14 protein-coding genes are annotated in these 16,849 nt (G+C 62.3%); 8 read left to right on the forward strand and 6 right to left on the reverse strand.

The genetic code is table 11. The features are described from left to right. Positions 1-367 precede the first annotated feature (367 nt). The 3 genes from BLT65_RS23500 (at position 368) to BLT65_RS23510 (ending at position 5,099) form a co-directional block, all read left to right on the forward strand. Positions 368-1,732 carry a 2-hydroxycarboxylate transporter family protein gene (locus BLT65_RS23500; protein WP_091781528.1) on the forward strand — a complete coding sequence of 455 codons (1,365 nt, stop codon included), beginning with the start codon at positions 368-370 and terminating at the stop codon, positions 1,730-1,732. 117 nt (positions 1,733-1,849) lie between these two features. Then, positions 1,850-3,745 carry a sensor histidine kinase gene (locus BLT65_RS23505; protein ID WP_091781531.1) on the forward strand — a complete coding sequence of 632 codons (1,896 nt, stop codon included), beginning with the start codon at positions 1,850-1,852 and terminating at the stop codon, positions 3,743-3,745. After that, positions 3,735-5,099 carry a sigma-54-dependent transcriptional regulator gene (locus BLT65_RS23510; RefSeq protein ID WP_091781534.1) on the forward strand — a complete coding sequence of 455 codons (1,365 nt, stop codon included), beginning with the start codon at positions 3,735-3,737 and terminating at the stop codon, positions 5,097-5,099. The genes BLT65_RS23505 and BLT65_RS23510 overlap by 11 nt, the downstream gene beginning before the upstream one ends. Before the next feature lie 17 nt (positions 5,100-5,116). Here the strand turns inward: BLT65_RS23510 and cynR are convergent, their stop codons facing one another. Then, positions 5,117-5,998 carry a transcriptional regulator CynR gene (gene cynR / locus BLT65_RS23515; protein ID WP_091781538.1) on the reverse strand — a complete coding sequence of 294 codons (882 nt, stop codon included), beginning with the start codon at positions 5,996-5,998 and terminating at the stop codon, positions 5,117-5,119. 143 nt (positions 5,999-6,141) lie between these two features. Between cynR and BLT65_RS23520 the strand changes: the two genes are divergently transcribed. From BLT65_RS23520 to BLT65_RS23530, 3 genes are read left to right on the forward strand one after another with little or no spacing between them, the layout of a single operon-like run. Beyond that, positions 6,142-6,801, forward strand: coding sequence for a carbonic anhydrase (locus tag BLT65_RS23520; RefSeq protein ID WP_091781541.1), 660 nt, complete (start codon positions 6,142-6,144; stop codon positions 6,799-6,801). Positions 6,802-6,850: 49 nt separating this feature from the next. Then, positions 6,851-7,321 (forward strand): cyanase, encoded by a 471-nt coding sequence (gene cynS, locus BLT65_RS23525; RefSeq protein WP_091781544.1) that lies wholly within the window; start codon positions 6,851-6,853, stop codon positions 7,319-7,321. A 59-nt stretch (positions 7,322-7,380) separates the two neighbouring features. Continuing rightward, positions 7,381-7,863: a nuclear transport factor 2 family protein gene (locus BLT65_RS23530; protein WP_042305552.1), complete on the forward strand. Its 483-nt coding sequence runs from the start codon at positions 7,381-7,383 to the stop codon at positions 7,861-7,863. 31 nt (positions 7,864-7,894) lie between these two features. Here BLT65_RS23530 and BLT65_RS23535 read toward each other — a convergent pair whose 3' ends face one another. After that, the gene (locus BLT65_RS23535) at positions 7,895-9,490 is read right to left on the reverse strand and encodes an EAL domain-containing protein (protein ID WP_244186568.1); all 1,596 of its coding nucleotides are present in this window, start codon (positions 9,488-9,490) and stop codon (positions 7,895-7,897) included. Positions 9,491-10,148: 658 nt separating this feature from the next. Here BLT65_RS23535 and BLT65_RS23540 point away from each other — a divergent pair. Continuing rightward, positions 10,149-12,320 carry a M1 family metallopeptidase gene (locus tag BLT65_RS23540; protein ID WP_091781547.1) on the forward strand — a complete coding sequence of 724 codons (2,172 nt, stop codon included), beginning with the start codon at positions 10,149-10,151 and terminating at the stop codon, positions 12,318-12,320. Between the two features lie 91 nt (positions 12,321-12,411). Here the strand turns inward: BLT65_RS23540 and BLT65_RS23545 are convergent, their stop codons facing one another. Continuing rightward, positions 12,412-13,341: a LysR family transcriptional regulator gene (locus BLT65_RS23545; protein WP_091781550.1), complete on the reverse strand. Its 930-nt coding sequence runs from the start codon at positions 13,339-13,341 to the stop codon at positions 12,412-12,414. A gap of 119 nt (positions 13,342-13,460) precedes the next feature. Here BLT65_RS23545 and BLT65_RS23550 point away from each other — a divergent pair, with 119 nt between their 5' ends. Then, entirely contained in the window at positions 13,461-14,318 is an 858-nt protein-coding gene (locus BLT65_RS23550; RefSeq protein WP_042305555.1) for an oxidoreductase, read from the forward strand. 84 nt (positions 14,319-14,402) lie between these two features. On the opposite strand, the gene BLT65_RS23555 is transcribed toward BLT65_RS23550, so the two are convergent. The 3 genes from BLT65_RS23555 to BLT65_RS23565 form a co-directional block, all read right to left on the reverse strand. Continuing rightward, the gene (locus BLT65_RS23555; RefSeq protein ID WP_244186569.1) at positions 14,403-15,236 is read right to left on the reverse strand and encodes a hypothetical protein; all 834 of its coding nucleotides are present in this window, start codon (positions 15,234-15,236) and stop codon (positions 14,403-14,405) included. 264 nt (positions 15,237-15,500) lie between these two features. Next, on the reverse strand, positions 15,501-15,806 hold the full coding sequence (locus BLT65_RS23560; protein ID WP_042305564.1) for a hypothetical protein: 306 nt from the start codon (positions 15,804-15,806) through the stop codon (positions 15,501-15,503). Positions 15,807-16,002: 196 nt separating this feature from the next. Next, positions 16,003-16,836, reverse strand: a complete 834-nt coding sequence (locus BLT65_RS23565; RefSeq protein ID WP_091781556.1) for an NAD-dependent epimerase/dehydratase family protein — start codon at positions 16,834-16,836, stop codon at positions 16,003-16,005. Between the last annotated feature and the right edge of the window lie 13 nt (positions 16,837-16,849).

A 16,849-nucleotide genomic window follows, 5' to 3' on the forward strand; every position in this document is an offset into this window, starting at 1 on the left:
CACTGTTCTGCCACGCGGTACGGGACAGGTCGTCCGCAGCGGCGACGCCGGCGGAGCAAGCTCTCCGAATCTCCCAGGCAAAAGGGATCTGGAACTGCCATGTGTCCTGCATGGTTTTCCCCGATCGAGCGAGGCCGCGATTCTGGCGAATGGCTGAACTCTCAGCCTGCGCATCCGTACCGATTCTGAGGTCTCAGAACGGCACCGTCTGCGGCCATTTTGCGAGCCAAAAAATCTTATAAAAATCAATGGATTACAGATTCTCTCCTTGACGAAAAACTGGCATAGCCCTTGCGATATAGGCGTCCACTGGCCACGGCCATAGACAAGCGATGCCACCCGCGCATCCAGATCAAGGAGACATGCTTTGCAAACCACTTCTCACGCCCACGGCCCTTCGCAGCCGGCGCCCGCGCAGCAACCCGTCGCCAAAACACGCTTCTGGCCGGAAGGCTGGTGGAAGCTGATGGAATACCGGATCGGCATCATTCCGTTGCCCGTCTACTTCATCCTGCTGGCGCTGATCACGGGCTTCGCCGTAACCGGCAAGGTGCCCGGCGAAATTTCGATGGCGATCGCCGTGCTGGCGTTCTTCGGCTTCACCTGCGCCGAGCTGGGCAAGCGTCTGCCCATCCTGCGCAACATCGGTGCTGCCGCGATCTGCGCGACCTTCGTGCCGTCGGCGCTCACGTACTACCACCTGCTGCCGAAGCCCGTCCTCAACCTGACGACGGAGTTCACCAAGCAGACGAACTTCCTGTACCTGTTCATCGCGTCGATCATCGTCGGCAGCATTTTGAGCATGGATCGGCGCGTGCTGATTCAGGGGTTCATCAAGATCTTCGTGCCGCTGGCGGTCGGTTCGATTGCGGCCGCCATCGTCGGCACGGCGGTCGGCGCGATGTTCGGACTCGGCGTGCGCCATACGCTGCTGTATATCGTCGTGCCCATCATGGCGGGCGGCGTCGGCGAGGGCGCGATTCCGCTGTCCATCGGCTACTCGGAAATCATGCATCTGCCGCAGGGCGAGCTGTTCGCGCAGGTGCTGCCGCCTGTGATGCTCGGCAGCCTGACGGCGATCGTGCTGGCCGGCGCACTCGACATGCTCGGCAAGCGCCTTCCGCATCTGACGGGCAACGGGCGTCTGCAGGTCGGCGAGAAGGATGAAATGGACCCCGTGAAGGAAGAAATCACCGGTCATATCGACGTCACGCACATTGCCGCCGCCGGCATCACCGCGATCACGCTCTACCTGCTCGGCCTGATGTGCCGCAATCTGTTCGGTCTGCCTGCGCCCGTCGCGATGCTGTTCCTCGCGGTGCTCGTGAAGCTCGCGCGCGCGGTGTCGCCGCAGTTGCAGGAAGGCGCGTTCGTCGTCTACAAGTTCTTCTCGACGGCCGTCACGTATCCGCTGCTGTTCGCGATCGGCGTTGCGATGACGCCGTGGGACAAGCTGATTGCCGCGTTCACGTTCGCCAATATCGTGACCATCGTCGTGACGGTCGCGACGCTGATGGGCACGGGCTTTGTGGTTGGGCGCTTCCTGAAGATGTACCCTATCGACACCGCGATCGTGAACGCCTGCCACAGCGGCCAGGGCGGCACGGGCGACGTCGCGATCCTGACGGCGGCGAACCGCATGACGCTGATGCCGTTCGCGCAGATCGCCACGCGTATCGGCGGCGCGATCGTGGTGACGCTGACGCTGATCCTGCTCGCGCATTTCGGCTGACGCGTCCGCGCCCGATGCGGCGCGGCGGCGGGCGGCGCGATCGGTTTGCGCCGCCCGTTTTCGTATAAGGTGCGGTGCGCGAGTCCCGCGCAAGCGGGCATCCGGCGTCGGGCATCGATGAGGTTGAATGTGCGCGTGAGAATAAGAGGCATACCGTTGTGGGCTTGGGCCGCTGCTGGCGCGCTGTATCTCGGCGCGGCGGCCGCGGCCGTTGAATTTGCGTGGGACCGCGCCATCGATGCGCTCGCGCAAGTCGGCGCGCATCGGCTGGACCTGTACGCCGCCAGCCTGAAAAGCGAGCTGGGCCGCTTCGAGATGATGCCCGCCATCGTCGCGCGGCAAGATAGCGTGCGCGCGCTGCTGGGCGCGGGCTCGCGCGCTTCGCCGGAACTGCTGCACGAAGTCAACACGTATCTCGAAGCCGTCAGCGACGACGCAGGCAGTCTCGCCGTCGACGTGATCGACCTGCAAGGCGAGGTGATCGCCGCGAGCAACTGGAACCAGTCGTTCAGCTTCGTCGGCACCAATGTTTCCTATCGGCCGTACTTCAAGGACGCGCTCGCGCACGGCGCGGGGCGCTTCTTCGGCATCGGCACGAACACGGGCATGCCGGGCCTGTACTTTTCGAGCGCCGTGCGCGACGCAGGCAAGCCGATCGGCGCGGCGGCCGTGAAGCTGAGCGTCGATGCGCTCGAGGCGGCATGGCGCACGCCTGGCGAAGCGGCGATGGTGATCGACAGCAATGGTGTGATCGTCATCTCGACGGTGCCCGCGTGGAAGTTCACCGCGTTCCGCCCGATCACCGCGCAGCAGCAGCGCGATATTCAGGCTTCGCGGCAATACGCGGGCCGCAACGTCGACGCGTTGCTGTATCGCCGGGTCGCCGACTGGGACGGCACGGCGTGGCTCGGGCGCTTTCCCGACTGGCGGCGCGCGGGTCACACCACGCAGTTTCTCGTGATGTCGCGGAGCGCGCCGCAAGCGGGCGACTCGATCATGGTGCTGCTCGACGTTGCCGCCGCGCGGCGTCAGCAGCAGATTGCGCTCGCGTTCGTGACGGGCGCGTTTCTGATCGCCGGGCTGTATGCGTTGTACGCGACCCAGCGGCGCCGCACGATTGCCGAAAAGCTAAAGGCGCAGGACGCGTTGCGTCTCGCGAACGACAGGCTGGAGATGACTGTCGCGCAACGCACGGCGGCGCTCGTCGAAACCAATGAGCGGATGAAGCAGGAGATCGTCGAGCGCAAGCGGACCGAGCAGCGTCTGCGCGACTCGCAGCAGGAAGTCGTGCATGCGGGCAAGCTCGCCGTGCTCGGGCAGATGGCCGCGGGCCTCACGCATGAGCTGAACCAGCCGCTCGTCGCGATCCGCACGCTGTGCGACAACGCGCGCACGTTCTTCGAGCGCAATCAGCCCGCGCAGGCGGTGGCGAATCTGGAGCGCGTGGCGAAACTCGTCGACAGCATGGCCGTGTTGACGGGCGAGTTGAAGACCTTCGCGCGCAAGCCGGATGTCGAGCGGGTTGCGGTATCGCTGAGCGAAGCCGTCGCCCACGCGCGGCTCATCTATGAAGCGCGCATCCGCGACGAAGGCGTGCGGCTCGACGTGAAGATCCCGACGGGCACGATGGTCTGGGCGGAATCGAGCCAGTTGCAGCAGGTGATCGTCAATCTGCTGGGCAACGCGCTCGACGCCGTGCGCAACGAATCGAAGCGCGTGATCACGATTGCCGCCGCCGATCCCGACGCGCGCGAGCGCGTGCTGTTCACGATCGCCGACAGCGGCCCCGGCATCGCGCCCGACGTGCTCGCGCATCTGTTCGAGCCGTTCGTGACGACCAAGCCGCGCGGGCAAGGCTTAGGCCTGGGGCTCGCCATCTCGTCGCGCATTGTCGAAGGCTTCGGTGCGAAGATTTCCGCCGCGAATCTTGCAGACAGCGGCGCGGACGGCGGCGCACAATTCACTATCGAGTTCGCGGCGGCAACGTCGCAGAGGGTGGTTCATGGGAGATGATATTCGCGTGCTCGTCGTCGAGGACGATGAGAACGTTCGCTTCGGCGTCGAGCAGGCCGTGGCGTTGGCGGGCTTTCCCGTCAGCGCGTTCGAATCGGCGGCGCAGGCGCTGGCTGAAGTCGCGCCGGGTGCGCCGCTTGTGATCGTGTCGGATGTGCGGATGCCGGGCATCGACGGATTGCAACTGCTCGACAAGGTGATGGCGATCGATTCGCAGATCCCCGTCGTGCTGATCAGCGGGCATGCCGACATCTCGACGGCCGTGGGCGCGATGCAGGTGGGCGCGTACGACTTCATAGAGAAGCCTTTTTCGTCCGACCATATCGCGGGACGTGTCGCGCGCGCGGTCGAGAAGCGGCGCCTGACGCTCGAAGTGCAGGGCTTGCGGGCTGCGCTCGACAACTGGCAAGGCATCGAGGCGCTGGTGCTCGGCAAGTCGCCGGCGATCGCCGAAGTGCGCAAGAAGATTTTGCGGCTCGCCGACACGTCGGTGTCGGTGCTGATCACGGGCGAGACGGGCACGGGCAAGGAACTGATCGCGCGCAGCCTGCACGACTTTGGCGGACGGCGTGACAAGCACTTCGTCGCGCTCAATTGCGGCGGCCTGCCGGAACAGATTTTCGAAAGCGAGTTGTTCGGACACGAAGTGGGCGCGTTCACGGGTGCGATCAAGAAGCGTGTCGGCAAGATCGAATGGGCGCACGGAGGCACGCTCTTTCTCGACGAAATCGAAACCATGCCCGTCGCGCTGCAGATCAAGATGCTGCGCGTGCTGCAGGAACGCACGCTGGAGCGGCTCGGGGCGAACGAGTCGATCTCCGTCGATTGTCGGGTGATCGCCGCGTCCAAGGCCGATCTGACGGCGCTTTCCGCCGATGGGCGCTTTCGCTCGGACCTGCTGTACCGGCTCAACGTCGCGCAGATCGAACTGCCGCCGTTGCGCGAGCGTCGCGAAGACGTGCCGTTGCTGTTCGAGCATTTCGTGCTGGCGGCCGCGCGCCGCTTTGGACAACCGGCGCCCGTTGTTTCGGCGTCGCAGGTTTCGGAACTGATGACGCACGCGTGGCCCGGCAACGTGCGCGAATTGCAGAACGTCGCTGACCGCTTCGTGCTCGGTCTCACGGGCGATAGCCTGCTGGCCGAGGGCGGTAGCACGACAGTCAAGGGTGGCACGCTCGCCGATCAGCTTGCGTACTTCGAGCGCAGGCTGATCGAGGACATGCTGCGGCGTCATCACGGCAACGTGGCGGAAGCGAGCGAGGCACTCGGCATGCCGAAGAAGACGCTGTATCACAAGCTTCGCCAGTTGAAGATCGCTGCGCGCGATGCGCAGGGCGACGAGATCGACACGTAGCGTTTTATCAGGCGCTCTCAGCGCTTCAGACTCTCCATCAACACCTGCACGAACGCCTTGCTCGCCGCCGTGCGATACGCGTCCTTACGCTGCAGCAGCGCGGCCGTGCGCGCGGGCAGCGGCGGATCGAGCGGCACGGGCCGCAGTTCGGCATGCTCGCGCGCGATGCCGTCGGGCAGCACGGTCGCAAGCTGGCCGTGTCGCACGATCTCGACGATCGCGCTAATCGAATTCACCTCGATGGCAACCTGCGGGCGAACGCGATGCCGCGCGCAATACTCGTCGATATAGCGGCGCGTCGCGAATGCCTTGTTCAGCAGCACTAGCGGCTCTTTCGCGAAGTCCTGCGCGGAAAGCGCCTTGCGGCGCGACGCGCGCGCATGGCCGCCGCCGACCACGAGGCTCAACGTCTCCTGAAACAGCGGCTGGCTTTCGATTTCCGCTGCGTACACCGGCTCGAACGCGATGCCGGCATCGAGCTTGTCATCGGCTAGTTGTGCTTCGATCTGATCCTGCGTCATTTCCTGAATCTCGATCGCGATGCCGGGATGCGACGCATAGAAGCGATCGATGACGGGCCCCACCAGATATGCCGTGAACGTCGGCGTGACAGCAAGACGGAGATTGCCGCGGCTCAGTTCGCCGACATCGTGAATGGCTCTCACGCCCGCATCGAGATCCTGTAGCGCGAGCTTTGCATAGCGCATCCATGCCATGCCCGCATCCGTCAGCTGCACGGTTCGGCCCGAGCGGTCGAGCAACTGTGTGCGCAGCGTGTCTTCCAGTTGCCTGATCTGTTGCGACAGCGTGGGCTGCGAAACGTGCAGCGCTTCAGCGGCGCGCGTGAAATTGTGGTGCTCCGCGACGGCCAGAAAGTAGCGGATATGACGTAGCAGCATGTCTGCCTCTGTCGGGTAACTATTGGTTATGCCTATAGCCACAATCATAAACCGGTCTTGGACACTATGACTGATCGCGTCCATTCTTTGTTCAACGCAGCGCAACGCAACCCAATGCACTTAGCGACTGAATGGAGCGAATCATGCAAGAGATCATCGACGGTTTTCTGAAGTTTCAGCGCGACGTCTTTCCGGCGCGCAAAGAGTTGTTCCGCAAGCTGGCCACCAGCCAGACGCCGCGAACCCTGTTTATTTCGTGTTCGGACAGCCGGATGGTGCCCGAACTGGTTACGCAGCGCGAACCGGGCGACCTGTTCGTGATCCGCAATGCGGGCAACATCGTGCCTTCGTTCGGGCCGGAGCCGGGCGGCGTGTCGGCCACGGTCGAATATGCGGTGGCCGCGCTAGGCGTCACCGACGTCGTGATTTGCGGCCATTCGGATTGCGGCGCGATGACGGCCGTTGCAACGTGCAAGTGCCTCGATCACATGCCCGCCGTCGCGAACTGGCTGCGCTACGCCGATTCGGCGAAGCTCGTCAACGAATCACGCGATCATGCAAGCGAGCGCGAACGCATCGACTCGATGGTGCGTGAGAACGTGATCGCGCAACTCAACAATCTCAAGACTCATCCGTCCGTGGCGCTGGCGCTCGCGCAGGGCCGCCTGAAGCTGCATGGCTGGGTCTACGACATCGAATCCGGTTCCATCGATGCACTCGACAGCACGACACGTCAGTTCGTTTCGCTGGCCGAGCATCCGGATGTCAACGCGACGCATGAGGAATGTGTCGCAGCGTTTTGATTTTCGCCTCGTCGTTATTCCCAGCCTCACTCATCCAAGGAGCAACACCATGACCCAATCGCAAACCACCCCGCACGCACGCGAAGCCCTGACCGAAATCATCATCGACGCGAAGACGCGCAAGAACCTGACGTTCGAAGCGATCAACGAAGGCACGGGCCTGAGCGTCGCGTACACGACGGCCGCGTTGCTCGGCCAGCACGCACTGCCTGAGAAGGCGGCGAAGCTGGTTGCCGAGCGTCTCGGTCTCGACGACGACGCGGTCCGTCTGCTGCAGACCATTCCCGTGCGTGGCAGCATTCCCGGAGGCGTGCCGACCGATCCGACCATCTACCGCTTCTACGAAATGGTGCAGGTGTACGGCACGACGTTGAAGGCGCTGGTTCACGAGCAGTTCGGCGACGGCATCATCAGCGCGATCAACTTCAAGCTCGATATTCAGAAGGTGCCGGACCCCGAAGGCGGCGAGCGCGCAATCATCACGCTCAACGGCAAGTATTTGCCGACCAAGCCGTTCTGATTTCCTCAGTCCCGCACGAACCAAAGCACGGCAACTGACCTCGTAAAAGGAGAGTCGACATGTCTACGCAACAACAGGAAATTCGTCCGCCGCTTCCTCCGTTCACGCTGGAAACGGCCAAAGAGAAAGTGCGTCTCGCGGAAGACGGCTGGAATTCGCGCGATGCGGCGAAAGTCGCGCTTGCCTATTCGCTCGATACGAAGTGGCGCAATCGCGCGGAGTTCGCAAACAATCGCGCCGAGGCGCAAGCGTTTCTGGAGCGCAAATGGCGCAAGGAGTTCGAGTATCGGCTGATCAAGGAGTTGTGGGCGTTCGGCGGCAATCGCATCGCGGTGCGCTATGCGTATGAATGGCGCGATGACGCGGGCAACTGGTTCCGTTCGTATGGCAACGAGAACTGGGAATTCGGCGAAGACGGTCTGATGCAACGCCGCTTTGCGTGCATCAACGACATGCCGATCAAGGAGTCGGAGCGCAAGTTCCATTGGCCCCTGGGCCGTCGTCCCGACGATCACCCCAGCTTGAGCGACCTCGGCCTTTGAACGCGAAGCGCACGCGTTACGCCTGACATGCTCACGGCGTGACGCGTGTTTTCGTCGTGAGCGGGTTGCGGCTGGTATCGACGAAGAGTTGAGAAATGGGCACGGGGCGCTGGTAGAAATAGCCTTGACCGAACGGGATGCCCAGGCTGCGCAGCGCTTCGTGCTGCGATTCCGTTTCGACGCCTTCGGCAACGACTTCCATCCCATAATGCTTCGACACGGCGGCGATCGCGCGTATCAGTTCGCGGCCTTGCCGGTCGACTTGCCGCACGAACTGGCCATCGATTTTCACGTAGTCGAACGGGAAGCGGCCGAGCAGATCGAGGTTGCTGTGCTGCGTGCCGAAATCGTCGATCGCGAATTGAACGCCGTGCGCTTTCAGGCTGTTGAAGATCGCCTCGATGCGTGGATGCTTCTGCAGCAGAAAGCGTTCGGTGACTTCGAGCACGAGCGTGATGTCGTCGGGAAGCTTGTCGTTTGCGGCTAGTACGTCTGCGACGAATTCCTTGCGCTCCAGATCCATTGGCGCAATGTTGACGGCGACGCGCAATGGGCGGATGTCTGTCTTTTGCGCGATGTCCTGTGTCGCGCGTTGCAGCGCAAAGCGGGTGACGCTCGCCAGCAGGCTGCTGCTTTCCACTTCCGTCATGAATGCACCGGGGCTCACGGGTCCCCATTTCGGATGTGTCCAGCGTATCAGCGCCTCGACGCCCGTCATGCGGCGCGTGGCGATCTCGACCACGGGTTGATACGCGATATGCAGTTGCCCATGCCTGAGCGCGCGGCGCACGGCTGACAGCAGCAGGCGGCGCGGCGCAAAGACGATCAGATATCCGGCGCCGATCAGCAGATTCACGAGAATAGCCCCGGCGCCTGCGAGCAAGCCGTATTTCCAGTGTGTTTGCGTGACGAATGTCGGCGCGGCTGCCACGACGATCGAGAACGACCAGCGTGCCGACGACGCGCGTGTGCCGTGCAATGCGGCGGCGCTGTCGGCGGAAATCATCTCGCCACGGTCGTTCAATGCTTGCGCGTTCGATACGACGAGCACCACCTGGCCCGCTTCGTAGCGCACGCCGTGCGCGAGCGTATCGGCCAGATACGTGGCCTCGACGACGTAGAGCAGGCCGGTGTTCTTGCCCGTCGGAACATATAGCGGCATCACGGGTGATTGCGGTTGATACGGCGTCCCTGCAATCAGTTCGAGCGTGCTGCCGGCAGGCGCGGGCGTCAGATAGGCGGAAAGCGGAACATCGACACGTCCGATCACCGAAGAGCAATAAAGCCGCTGGTTTTCGACGAGGTTCACGCTGCGCACGTATTGAACGTAGGTCTCCAGTTCGGAGAGGCGAAGCTCGACGTTGGAGCAGGGCTGTCCTGGCAGTGCCGACAGTTCTTGCTGCCGGCGTGACGTGACGTTGTCGAGAATGCGGTCGATGGATTCGACCATGTCGCTGGCGATCAGGCTTTCGCGTTCGCGAATGGCGGCCTGATCTTCGTGACGCGCCCATAAGGCAGCGGTGGCGAGCACACACGCTCCACACAGCACCGCGACGACGAGCGCGAGCATCGGGGTGAAGCCGCGCCCCACGACAGCAGATTGGTGGATGGATGAAAACCTGTTCACATCGTGGTCCGATGTAATCGTCGGATAAATATAGCATGCGAGCCATTCGCGAACGGCGCTCCGAAACGTCAGCGGGCATTGCCGTTCGAATGGCATTACTGATCAATTGATTTGCATGCTCTTCGTTGGAATGCATTTGTTTAATGGCTATTTCGCCGAATTAGTGGATCACGAAATAAGGCGAGAATATATTCATGTCTTTTATGGAAAACCCGTATGTCCACATATGCGAAATAAATTCAAAGATGAGAGTTCGTTCCGAATCGATTTTATTCATCATGCATAGTAGAAATATTCGAGAAATATTTTGTAATGGAAGTTGACACGCTGACGTTTGCCCAACTAATCTACCGTCCATCGTAAGCTGACAGTCATTCAAGCGGGCGCATCAAATTACTATCGCGCGCGTGGTCAGCCCTGCGAGTCTGTGCGCGTGGCGTCCGCCACGCGGCGTTGTCATGCCGTAATTTTTTCTCTAGTTCACGTTCTAATAATGTAAATATCAGCGAATTGGGCTGAGGCCTGTTTTCGACTGTTTATTGCAATTCTTTCATTCGCCTTAAAGCGCGTGGGGGAGACCTTTTTCCGCGATTTTTAATAATAAAAAGAGACGCATAACCACACATTTCCAGAGCTGCTTTATCCGATAGGACGAACCATGCGACCATATTTTCGGTTAAAGGCGCAGTGCCTGTTGCTGGCTGCGACACTGGCGTTGAGTGCATGTGGTGGTGGAGACGATGGAGGTCTGGCTTCGAGCAAGTCCGCCCAGGTGGGCGCGACGGCGCCGGCGTCGCAACCTGCGCTCGCGGCGCCGGAGTCACCTATCGTCGCCGATACGTCGATCAACAAATCGGTGCCGCCCGTCGAGTTGCCCGACACCGTGAAGCCGATCAACTACAAGTTGTGGTTCCGGCCTAATCCGGCTCTGAACGCGTTCGACGGCCGCGCCGATGTCGAGATCCAGGTCACGAAGAACATCAATCAGATCGTCATTGCCGGGCATCGCATCAAGTTCGTCAACGGCAAGACGACGCTGCAGCCTGGCAACATCCAGCTGATCGCGACGCCACAGGACGACGGTGACTTCTACCAGCTGCGTCCCGTCAGCGGCCAGATTCATCCCGGCAATTACTCGCTGCATATGGAGTGGTCGGGCATCATCAACTTCAAGACCTACGACGATCCCGCCACGAAAACAGGCGGCAGTTGCGGCGACGATCCGTATCCGGGCTGCTCCGCAGCGGAAGGCGTGTTCCGCGTCGATCTGAAGTCGACGGACGGCACGACGAGCGGCGCGATTCTCACGCAAGGCGAAACCAACCTCGCGCGCCAATGGTTCCCGGGCTGGGACGAGCCGGCTTTCCGGATGACGTATGAGGTGTCGGCGGAAGTGCCGCAGAACTGGCGCGTCGTGTCGAATGCCGCGGAGAAACCGTCCGTCAATGTGGACAGCGGCTACAAGCGCGTCACGTTCGACAAGACGCCGCCGATGCCGCAATACCTGCTGTTCTTCGGCGGCGGTATGTTCGACACGCTCGAAGACGACTTCACGAGCCCGCTGAAGGACGGCAAGAATCTGCATCTGCGGATCTTCACGCCGCCCGGCATGCGCGACTGGGCCGTGCCCGCGATGCAGCAGACCAAGCAGGCGCTCGACTATTACTACCGCTATACGGGCATCCCGCTGCCGCTGACGAAGTTCGACACGATCGCCGCGAACGATGCGTTCAAGGAGCAGAAGGACCTGAACTTCGGCGGGATGGAGAACTGGGGCGCCATTCTCGAATTCGCCGACGACATTCTTCCGCCGCCCGGCACGCCGATGTCCGACTATGGCGTGGTGGTGCTGACGCACGAGGCCGCGCACCAGTGGTTCGGCGATCTCGTGACGCTCGACTGGTGGGACGACGTGTGGATGAACGAATCGTTCGCGACGTACTTCGAGAACAAGACGAAGATTCTGTTCTTCCCCGATCGCTTCAGCTGGGTCGACGAGGTGAAGACCAAGTACGCGGTGATGTCGCGCGACCTGCGCAACACGTCGTTCCCGGTGCAGCCGAACTTCAACGACTGGGCATCGAATGATTTCGTGTTGAGCGCCAGCCCGTTCACGTACGACAAGGGCGGCATCGTGCTGAAGATGCTCGAGAACTATCTCGGCGATGGCGTGATGCGCCGCGGCCTGCAGTCGTATCTGGCCGACTACTCGCTTGGCAACTCGACGCCGAAGCGTCTGTGGGACGAGCTTGCGAAGGTGAGCGGTGAGCCGATGGTCGCGATCGGCGACAGCTTCGTACGGCAAACGGGGGTGCCGCTGGTATCGCTCGATACGCAATGCGATCTGACGAGCAATCAGACGGTCGTCACGCTCAAGCAGTCGCCGTATCCGAACCAGAATCTGTATCCGGGCATTCAATGGACGGTGCCGTTGACGCTCGCTTATGGTGAGGGTCTCGCGCGGCGCAAGACGGTTGCGCTGAAGGACACGCAGATGCAGGTGCGGGTCAACGGTTGCTCGGCTGTCGTCGCCGACCCGAGCGGGCTCGATTACTACGTGACGAACTACGGCGACAACGCGTGGAGCCAGTTGCTCGCGCAGAGCAGTGCGTTGACTGATCCCGTGTTGCTGACCAACCTGCAGATGGAAGCGAAGATGCTCGTGAATTCGGGCCTCGCCGACCCTTCACGCGCCACGACGATCGGCTCGATCACGCCACCTGTCAGCGCGATGGCGCGCCGTCAGGTGCTGGTGACGCCGCAGGCAGAAACGGTTCGTCCGACGCTGCGTTATCAGGGCAAGCTGAAGCCGCGTAACAAGACGGAGTAACGTCATTCCCGTTTGACGGCGCGCGCCCGTCCGCATCATGCGGACGGGCGCGTAATTTTTTTGCGCTCGATTGTCACGCGCAGTCCACGCGTCACCCACGCAATTCCGCAGGCTCGAGAAAGAAGGCCTTGTTATCCGCGAGCCGCTCGATCATGAAGTCGATGAAAGTCCTCACGCGCAACGGCTGTTCGGTGCGATGGCGATAGTAGATGTAGATCGATTCGCGCTGCGTCATGTGTTGCGTCAGCAACGGCACGAGCCGTTCGCCACGAATATGCGAGACGGCCGAGAAGCTGCCCAACTGGCCAATTGCGAGACCTGCCAGCACCGCGTCCGTCTCTGCGTCGATATCGTTCGCGCACAGTGTCGCGGCGACGTCGCGATAGATGATTTCATCGCCGATCAGAAATTCCCACGGCGCCTGCTTGCCGGTGTTCGCGCGCCGGTATCCCGTGCAGCGATGCGCGTCGAGTTCATCGACCGTCGACGGTTTGCCGTGACGTTCGATATACGCCGGCGACGCGCACACGATCAACTGAATAGGCAGCAGCCGCCGCGCAATCGTGCCGCCCGATGGCGGCGATCCGCCTCGAAAGCCGACGTCGGCGCGATCGCTGACGAGATCGGTGAAGTGATCGTCGAAGCGCACGTCCAGTTGCACCTCAGGATAGAGCGCGGCGAATTCGAGCACGGACGGCCACAGCACCGCGCGGCCCAGCGCCATCGGCGCGCTCACACGCAGCGGGCCCGCCACTTCGTCTTTCGCGCGGCGCGCATCGTCGATTGCCGACGACAGCGTGGCGAGCGCCGGCTCGACGCTTTGCAGCAGCCGCTGTCCTTCCTCCGTCAGGCTCAGCTTGCGCGTGGTCCGATGAAACAGCCGCACGCCGAGCGACTTTTCCAGCTGCATCACGGCGTGGCTGGCCGCCTGAGGCGAGATGCCCTGATCGACAGCGGCCTTGCGCAGGCTGCCGACGGCGGCGGCGCGGACAAAGATCGAGATGGCGCGAACCTCGTTCATCGGCTGTTCCCGATTAGCAAATAAAAGTTGATTATCAGTCTAGCAATTGACGGCTAGTTTGTGCGAATCGGACGTCCTATTCTTCGTTTCACTCTCACCACGAACGTAGGAACACGATCATGAGCAACGTCACGAAACAACAGTTCAAGCGCGTCTGGTTCATCACGGGCGCTTCGCGCGGTCTGGGCGCGCTGATGGCCGAAGCGGCGCTGGCGGACGGCAACGCCGTCGTCGCTGCGGGCCGCAATGCCGCCGCGATCGTCGAGCGGCTCGGCGAGTCGCCGGCCTTGCTGCCCGTCGCGCTCGACGTAACCAGCGAAGCGCAGGCGCAAGCGGCCGTCGAGGCCGCCGTCGAGAAGTTCGGCCGGATCGACGTGCTGATCAACAATGCCGGTTTCGGCCTGCTGGCGGCTGTCGAGGAATCGAGCGACGCCGACGTGCGCCGCATGTACGACACCAACGTCTTTGGTCTGCTGAATGTGACGCGCGCCGTGCTGCCCGTGATGCGCAAGCAGCGCTCGGGGCACGTGATCAACATGTCGTCGATCGGTGGTTATCGCTCGGGGGCGGGTTTTGGCGTGTATTGCTCGACGAAGTTCGCTGTCGAAGGCATCACGGAAGCGCTGCATGCGGAGTTGAAGCCGCTCGGCATTCACGCAACTGTGGTCGAGCCGGGCTATTTCCGCACGGACTTTCTGGATGGGTCGTCGCTGCTGGTCGGCAAGGACATCATCGACGACTACGATGAGACGTCGGGCAACGTGCGCCGCTTCGCGGTCGGCATGAATCACAACCAGCCCGGCGACCCGCAGAAACTGGCGACCGCGCTCGTCACGCTCGTCGATGCGCAAACGCCGCCGCTGCGTCTTCCGCTCGGCACCGATACGCTGAAGGCGATCGCGGACAAGAACGAATACGTGACGACGGAAACGGAAGCCTGGAAGACGCTGTCGGCATCCACGGACTTCCCCGTCTAAGCAGGTATTGATCGGACAAAAGCAAAAGCAACGGCGCCGCTGCGAGTGCAGCGGCGCCGTTGTGCTTTGCGTGAATAACCCGCGTTATTTCGGCGGCGGCAGCGAGGGATCAAGTTTGGCGGAATCGCGGACCAGTTGATCCGTCGCCGCTGCGGCGATAGGGTTCGAACCGGCGCCGGGTTTCATCGCCCGTTGCTGCTGTTCCGTCGCAGCGCGAACGGCCGACATGTTCGGCGGCGGCAGTGAAGGATCGAGCTTCGCCGAATCGCGCACTAACTGGTCTGTTTGCGCAGCCCCCGTTTGATACGCACCGCGAGACGCGCTGCGCGAGTCCGTACTCGGCGTGGAAGGCGTTTGAGTCGGCATCGACGTGGGAGGCGGCAACGAAGGATCGAGTTTCGCCGATTGCCGGACGAGTTCATCCGTTTCCGGCGTCGCGCCCTGATTCGCTGCTGCGCGTCGGTCCAGACTTTCGCGTCCGCGTTGGGCGCGGGGTGCCGGTGCTGGCACCACTTTCGGTGCGCCCGCGTCCTGCACGTTCACCGATGCGACGGCCGTCGACGGCGCCGGTTTCACCTGCTCGGTGCTCTGCGTGACGGCAGCGCTGGGCGCGGGCTTCGTCGGCGCGGGTGCTGCCGGAACTGGAGCGGGAACGGGAGCCGGAACAATCGACTGCTGCGCGACGGCGGCGCTCTTCGTGATCGCGCGCGGCGGCGTCGACTGGCCGATACTGCCTTCTGTCATATGACTTTCGCTGACGCGCGAATCGACGGCGGCAGGGCGCACGGTTTCATCCATGCCGGCCTTGGCTTCGGCCGTTGCACGGCGGTCCGCCTGAAGCAGCATCAGGTACGTGGTCAAGGCAGCGCCGAGCACGAGCCCGGCGATAATCATCAAAATCTTTCGGGTGGTCATCATACTGACGGTCGTTCGATCGACGCGAGCGTCGATCACGACGGCTCGCGGGTTTACATCAGACAAATGCCAGCAATTGGCACGCCTGACGAGTGGAGACAGGCGAGCAATAAGCAGAGAATCGTGCTCCCCAAAAGGGGACGATGACCGCCAGGCGCATGAAACGCGGCGAGTCGAAGCTTCTCCGATTATCGAACGCTTCGGTTTAGTTTGCGTGTCGAGAACGCGCGCTACTGACGGCGCGTTGAATGCACAACTAACGTCTGATCATTCCCAGGGATTGGGTGCGAACAGTCCCTGTGGGCGGCGCATGCCATGACGCAGAAACCAGTGCCTGACAGCGCTGAGCTTGCGTGGCAGACCCGGCATCCGATTGCCTTCGATGCGGGCTTTTGCGCACGACGTCGCGTACTCGATCGCCTCTTCCTCGGAAGAAAAGTAGCCGAGGATGCCAAAGGCTTTACGCCGTCCGTTCGGGCCGGTGACGAACACGCTGGCCGCGTATCCGCGAGTGCCCACGGACGCAAGTGGGATGATGACGTGGCGCCGGTAATGTACTGCATGCCTGTCCATGATCATCTCCAAGGGTTTTGCCCTAGGTCACATGGTACACGTTGCGAAACTGTGCCGGCAATTCATTGCGGCTGCGAAAAAAAATTCGCCAGCGGATGCGCTGGCGTCACGCGCGATGCAGGCAATGGGGCTGCATCGCGCGTGATGTGGAGCGTTTTTGCTGCTCCTGCCGCGCTATGCGGCGTGAAGCGCCTGCTTAAGCGCTGCGCTCCATCGGTTCGCCGAGTACGAACATGCCGCCCTGGAAGCGTTGCGCCGGGTCGTCGTATTCGGCTGTCGGCGACGTGACGGGGAAGCGGTCCGAGAACTGCGTGGAGCTGTCGCGCGGACGGAAGCCGAGAAAATTCGCCTTCGTGTTGTCCCACCACTTGATGGGGTTGTCCGACGCGCCATACACGACGGCATGGCCGACACGGTTCGTAAACAGCGAGCAGCGCACCAGTTCGATGAAGTCGCGATAGCTCAGGTACGTGACGAGCATGCGCGGATTCTTCGGTTCTTCGAACGACGAGCCGATGCGCAGGCACACGGTCTCGATGCCGAAGCGGTCGAAGTAGTAGCGCGACAGCGATTCGCCGAAGCACTTCGTCACGCCGTACAGGCTGTCGGGACGTTGCGGCGCGTCGGCGTCGAGCACTTCGGTGACGGGATGAAAGCCGATGGCATGATTCGAGCTGGCGAACACGACGCGCTTCACGCCATGTTTGCGCGCGGCTTCGTACAGGTTGTACGTGCCGCGGATGTTCGCTTCGATCAGATCGTCGAACGGTGCGTCGATCGAAATGCCGCCCAGATGCACGATCGCATCGACGCCTTCGACCATGTGCATCACGGCCTCGCGGTCCGCCAGATCGACGACGCTCGCTTCCTCGTGCGCAGCAGCGGCGCTCATGGGGGCGATGTCGCTCACGCGCACGATGTCGGCCCAGGCGGCCAGCGCATCGCGCAGCTGGCGGCCCAGATTGCCGCTCGCGCCCGTCAGCAGCAGGCGGCGGAATGGCTTGCGCGACCCAGCAGATGTCTCGTTCATTGCTAATCCTTCG

This window comes from Paraburkholderia steynii (assembly GCF_900100565.1).
Lineage (GTDB): Bacteria > Pseudomonadota > Gammaproteobacteria > Burkholderiales > Burkholderiaceae > Paraburkholderia > Paraburkholderia terrae.

Coding starts and splice junctions, on each gene's coding strand:
- BLT65_RS23505 (WP_091781531.1), top strand. CDS start 1,850: ATGAGGTTGAATGTGCGCGTGAGAATAAGAGGCATACCGTTGTGGGCT.
- BLT65_RS23510 (WP_091781534.1), top strand. CDS start 3,735: ATGGGAGATGATATTCGCGTGCTCGTCGTCGAGGACGATGAGAACGTT.
- cynR (WP_091781538.1), bottom strand. CDS start 5,998: ATGCTGCTACGTCATATCCGCTACTTTCTGGCCGTCGCGGAGCACCAC.
- BLT65_RS23520 (WP_091781541.1), top strand. CDS start 6,142: ATGCAAGAGATCATCGACGGTTTTCTGAAGTTTCAGCGCGACGTCTTT.
- cynS (WP_091781544.1), top strand. CDS start 6,851: ATGACCCAATCGCAAACCACCCCGCACGCACGCGAAGCCCTGACCGAA.
- BLT65_RS23530 (WP_042305552.1), top strand. CDS start 7,381: ATGTCTACGCAACAACAGGAAATTCGTCCGCCGCTTCCTCCGTTCACG.
- BLT65_RS23540 (WP_091781547.1), top strand. CDS start 10,149: ATGCGACCATATTTTCGGTTAAAGGCGCAGTGCCTGTTGCTGGCTGCG.
- BLT65_RS23545 (WP_091781550.1), bottom strand. CDS start 13,341: ATGAACGAGGTTCGCGCCATCTCGATCTTTGTCCGCGCCGCCGCCGTC.
- BLT65_RS23550 (WP_042305555.1), top strand. CDS start 13,461: ATGAGCAACGTCACGAAACAACAGTTCAAGCGCGTCTGGTTCATCACG.
- BLT65_RS23555 (WP_244186569.1), bottom strand. CDS start 15,236: ATGATGACCACCCGAAAGATTTTGATGATTATCGCCGGGCTCGTGCTC.
- BLT65_RS23560 (WP_042305564.1), bottom strand. CDS start 15,806: ATGGACAGGCATGCAGTACATTACCGGCGCCACGTCATCATCCCACTT.
- BLT65_RS23565 (WP_091781556.1), bottom strand. CDS start 16,836: ATGAACGAGACATCTGCTGGGTCGCGCAAGCCATTCCGCCGCCTGCTG.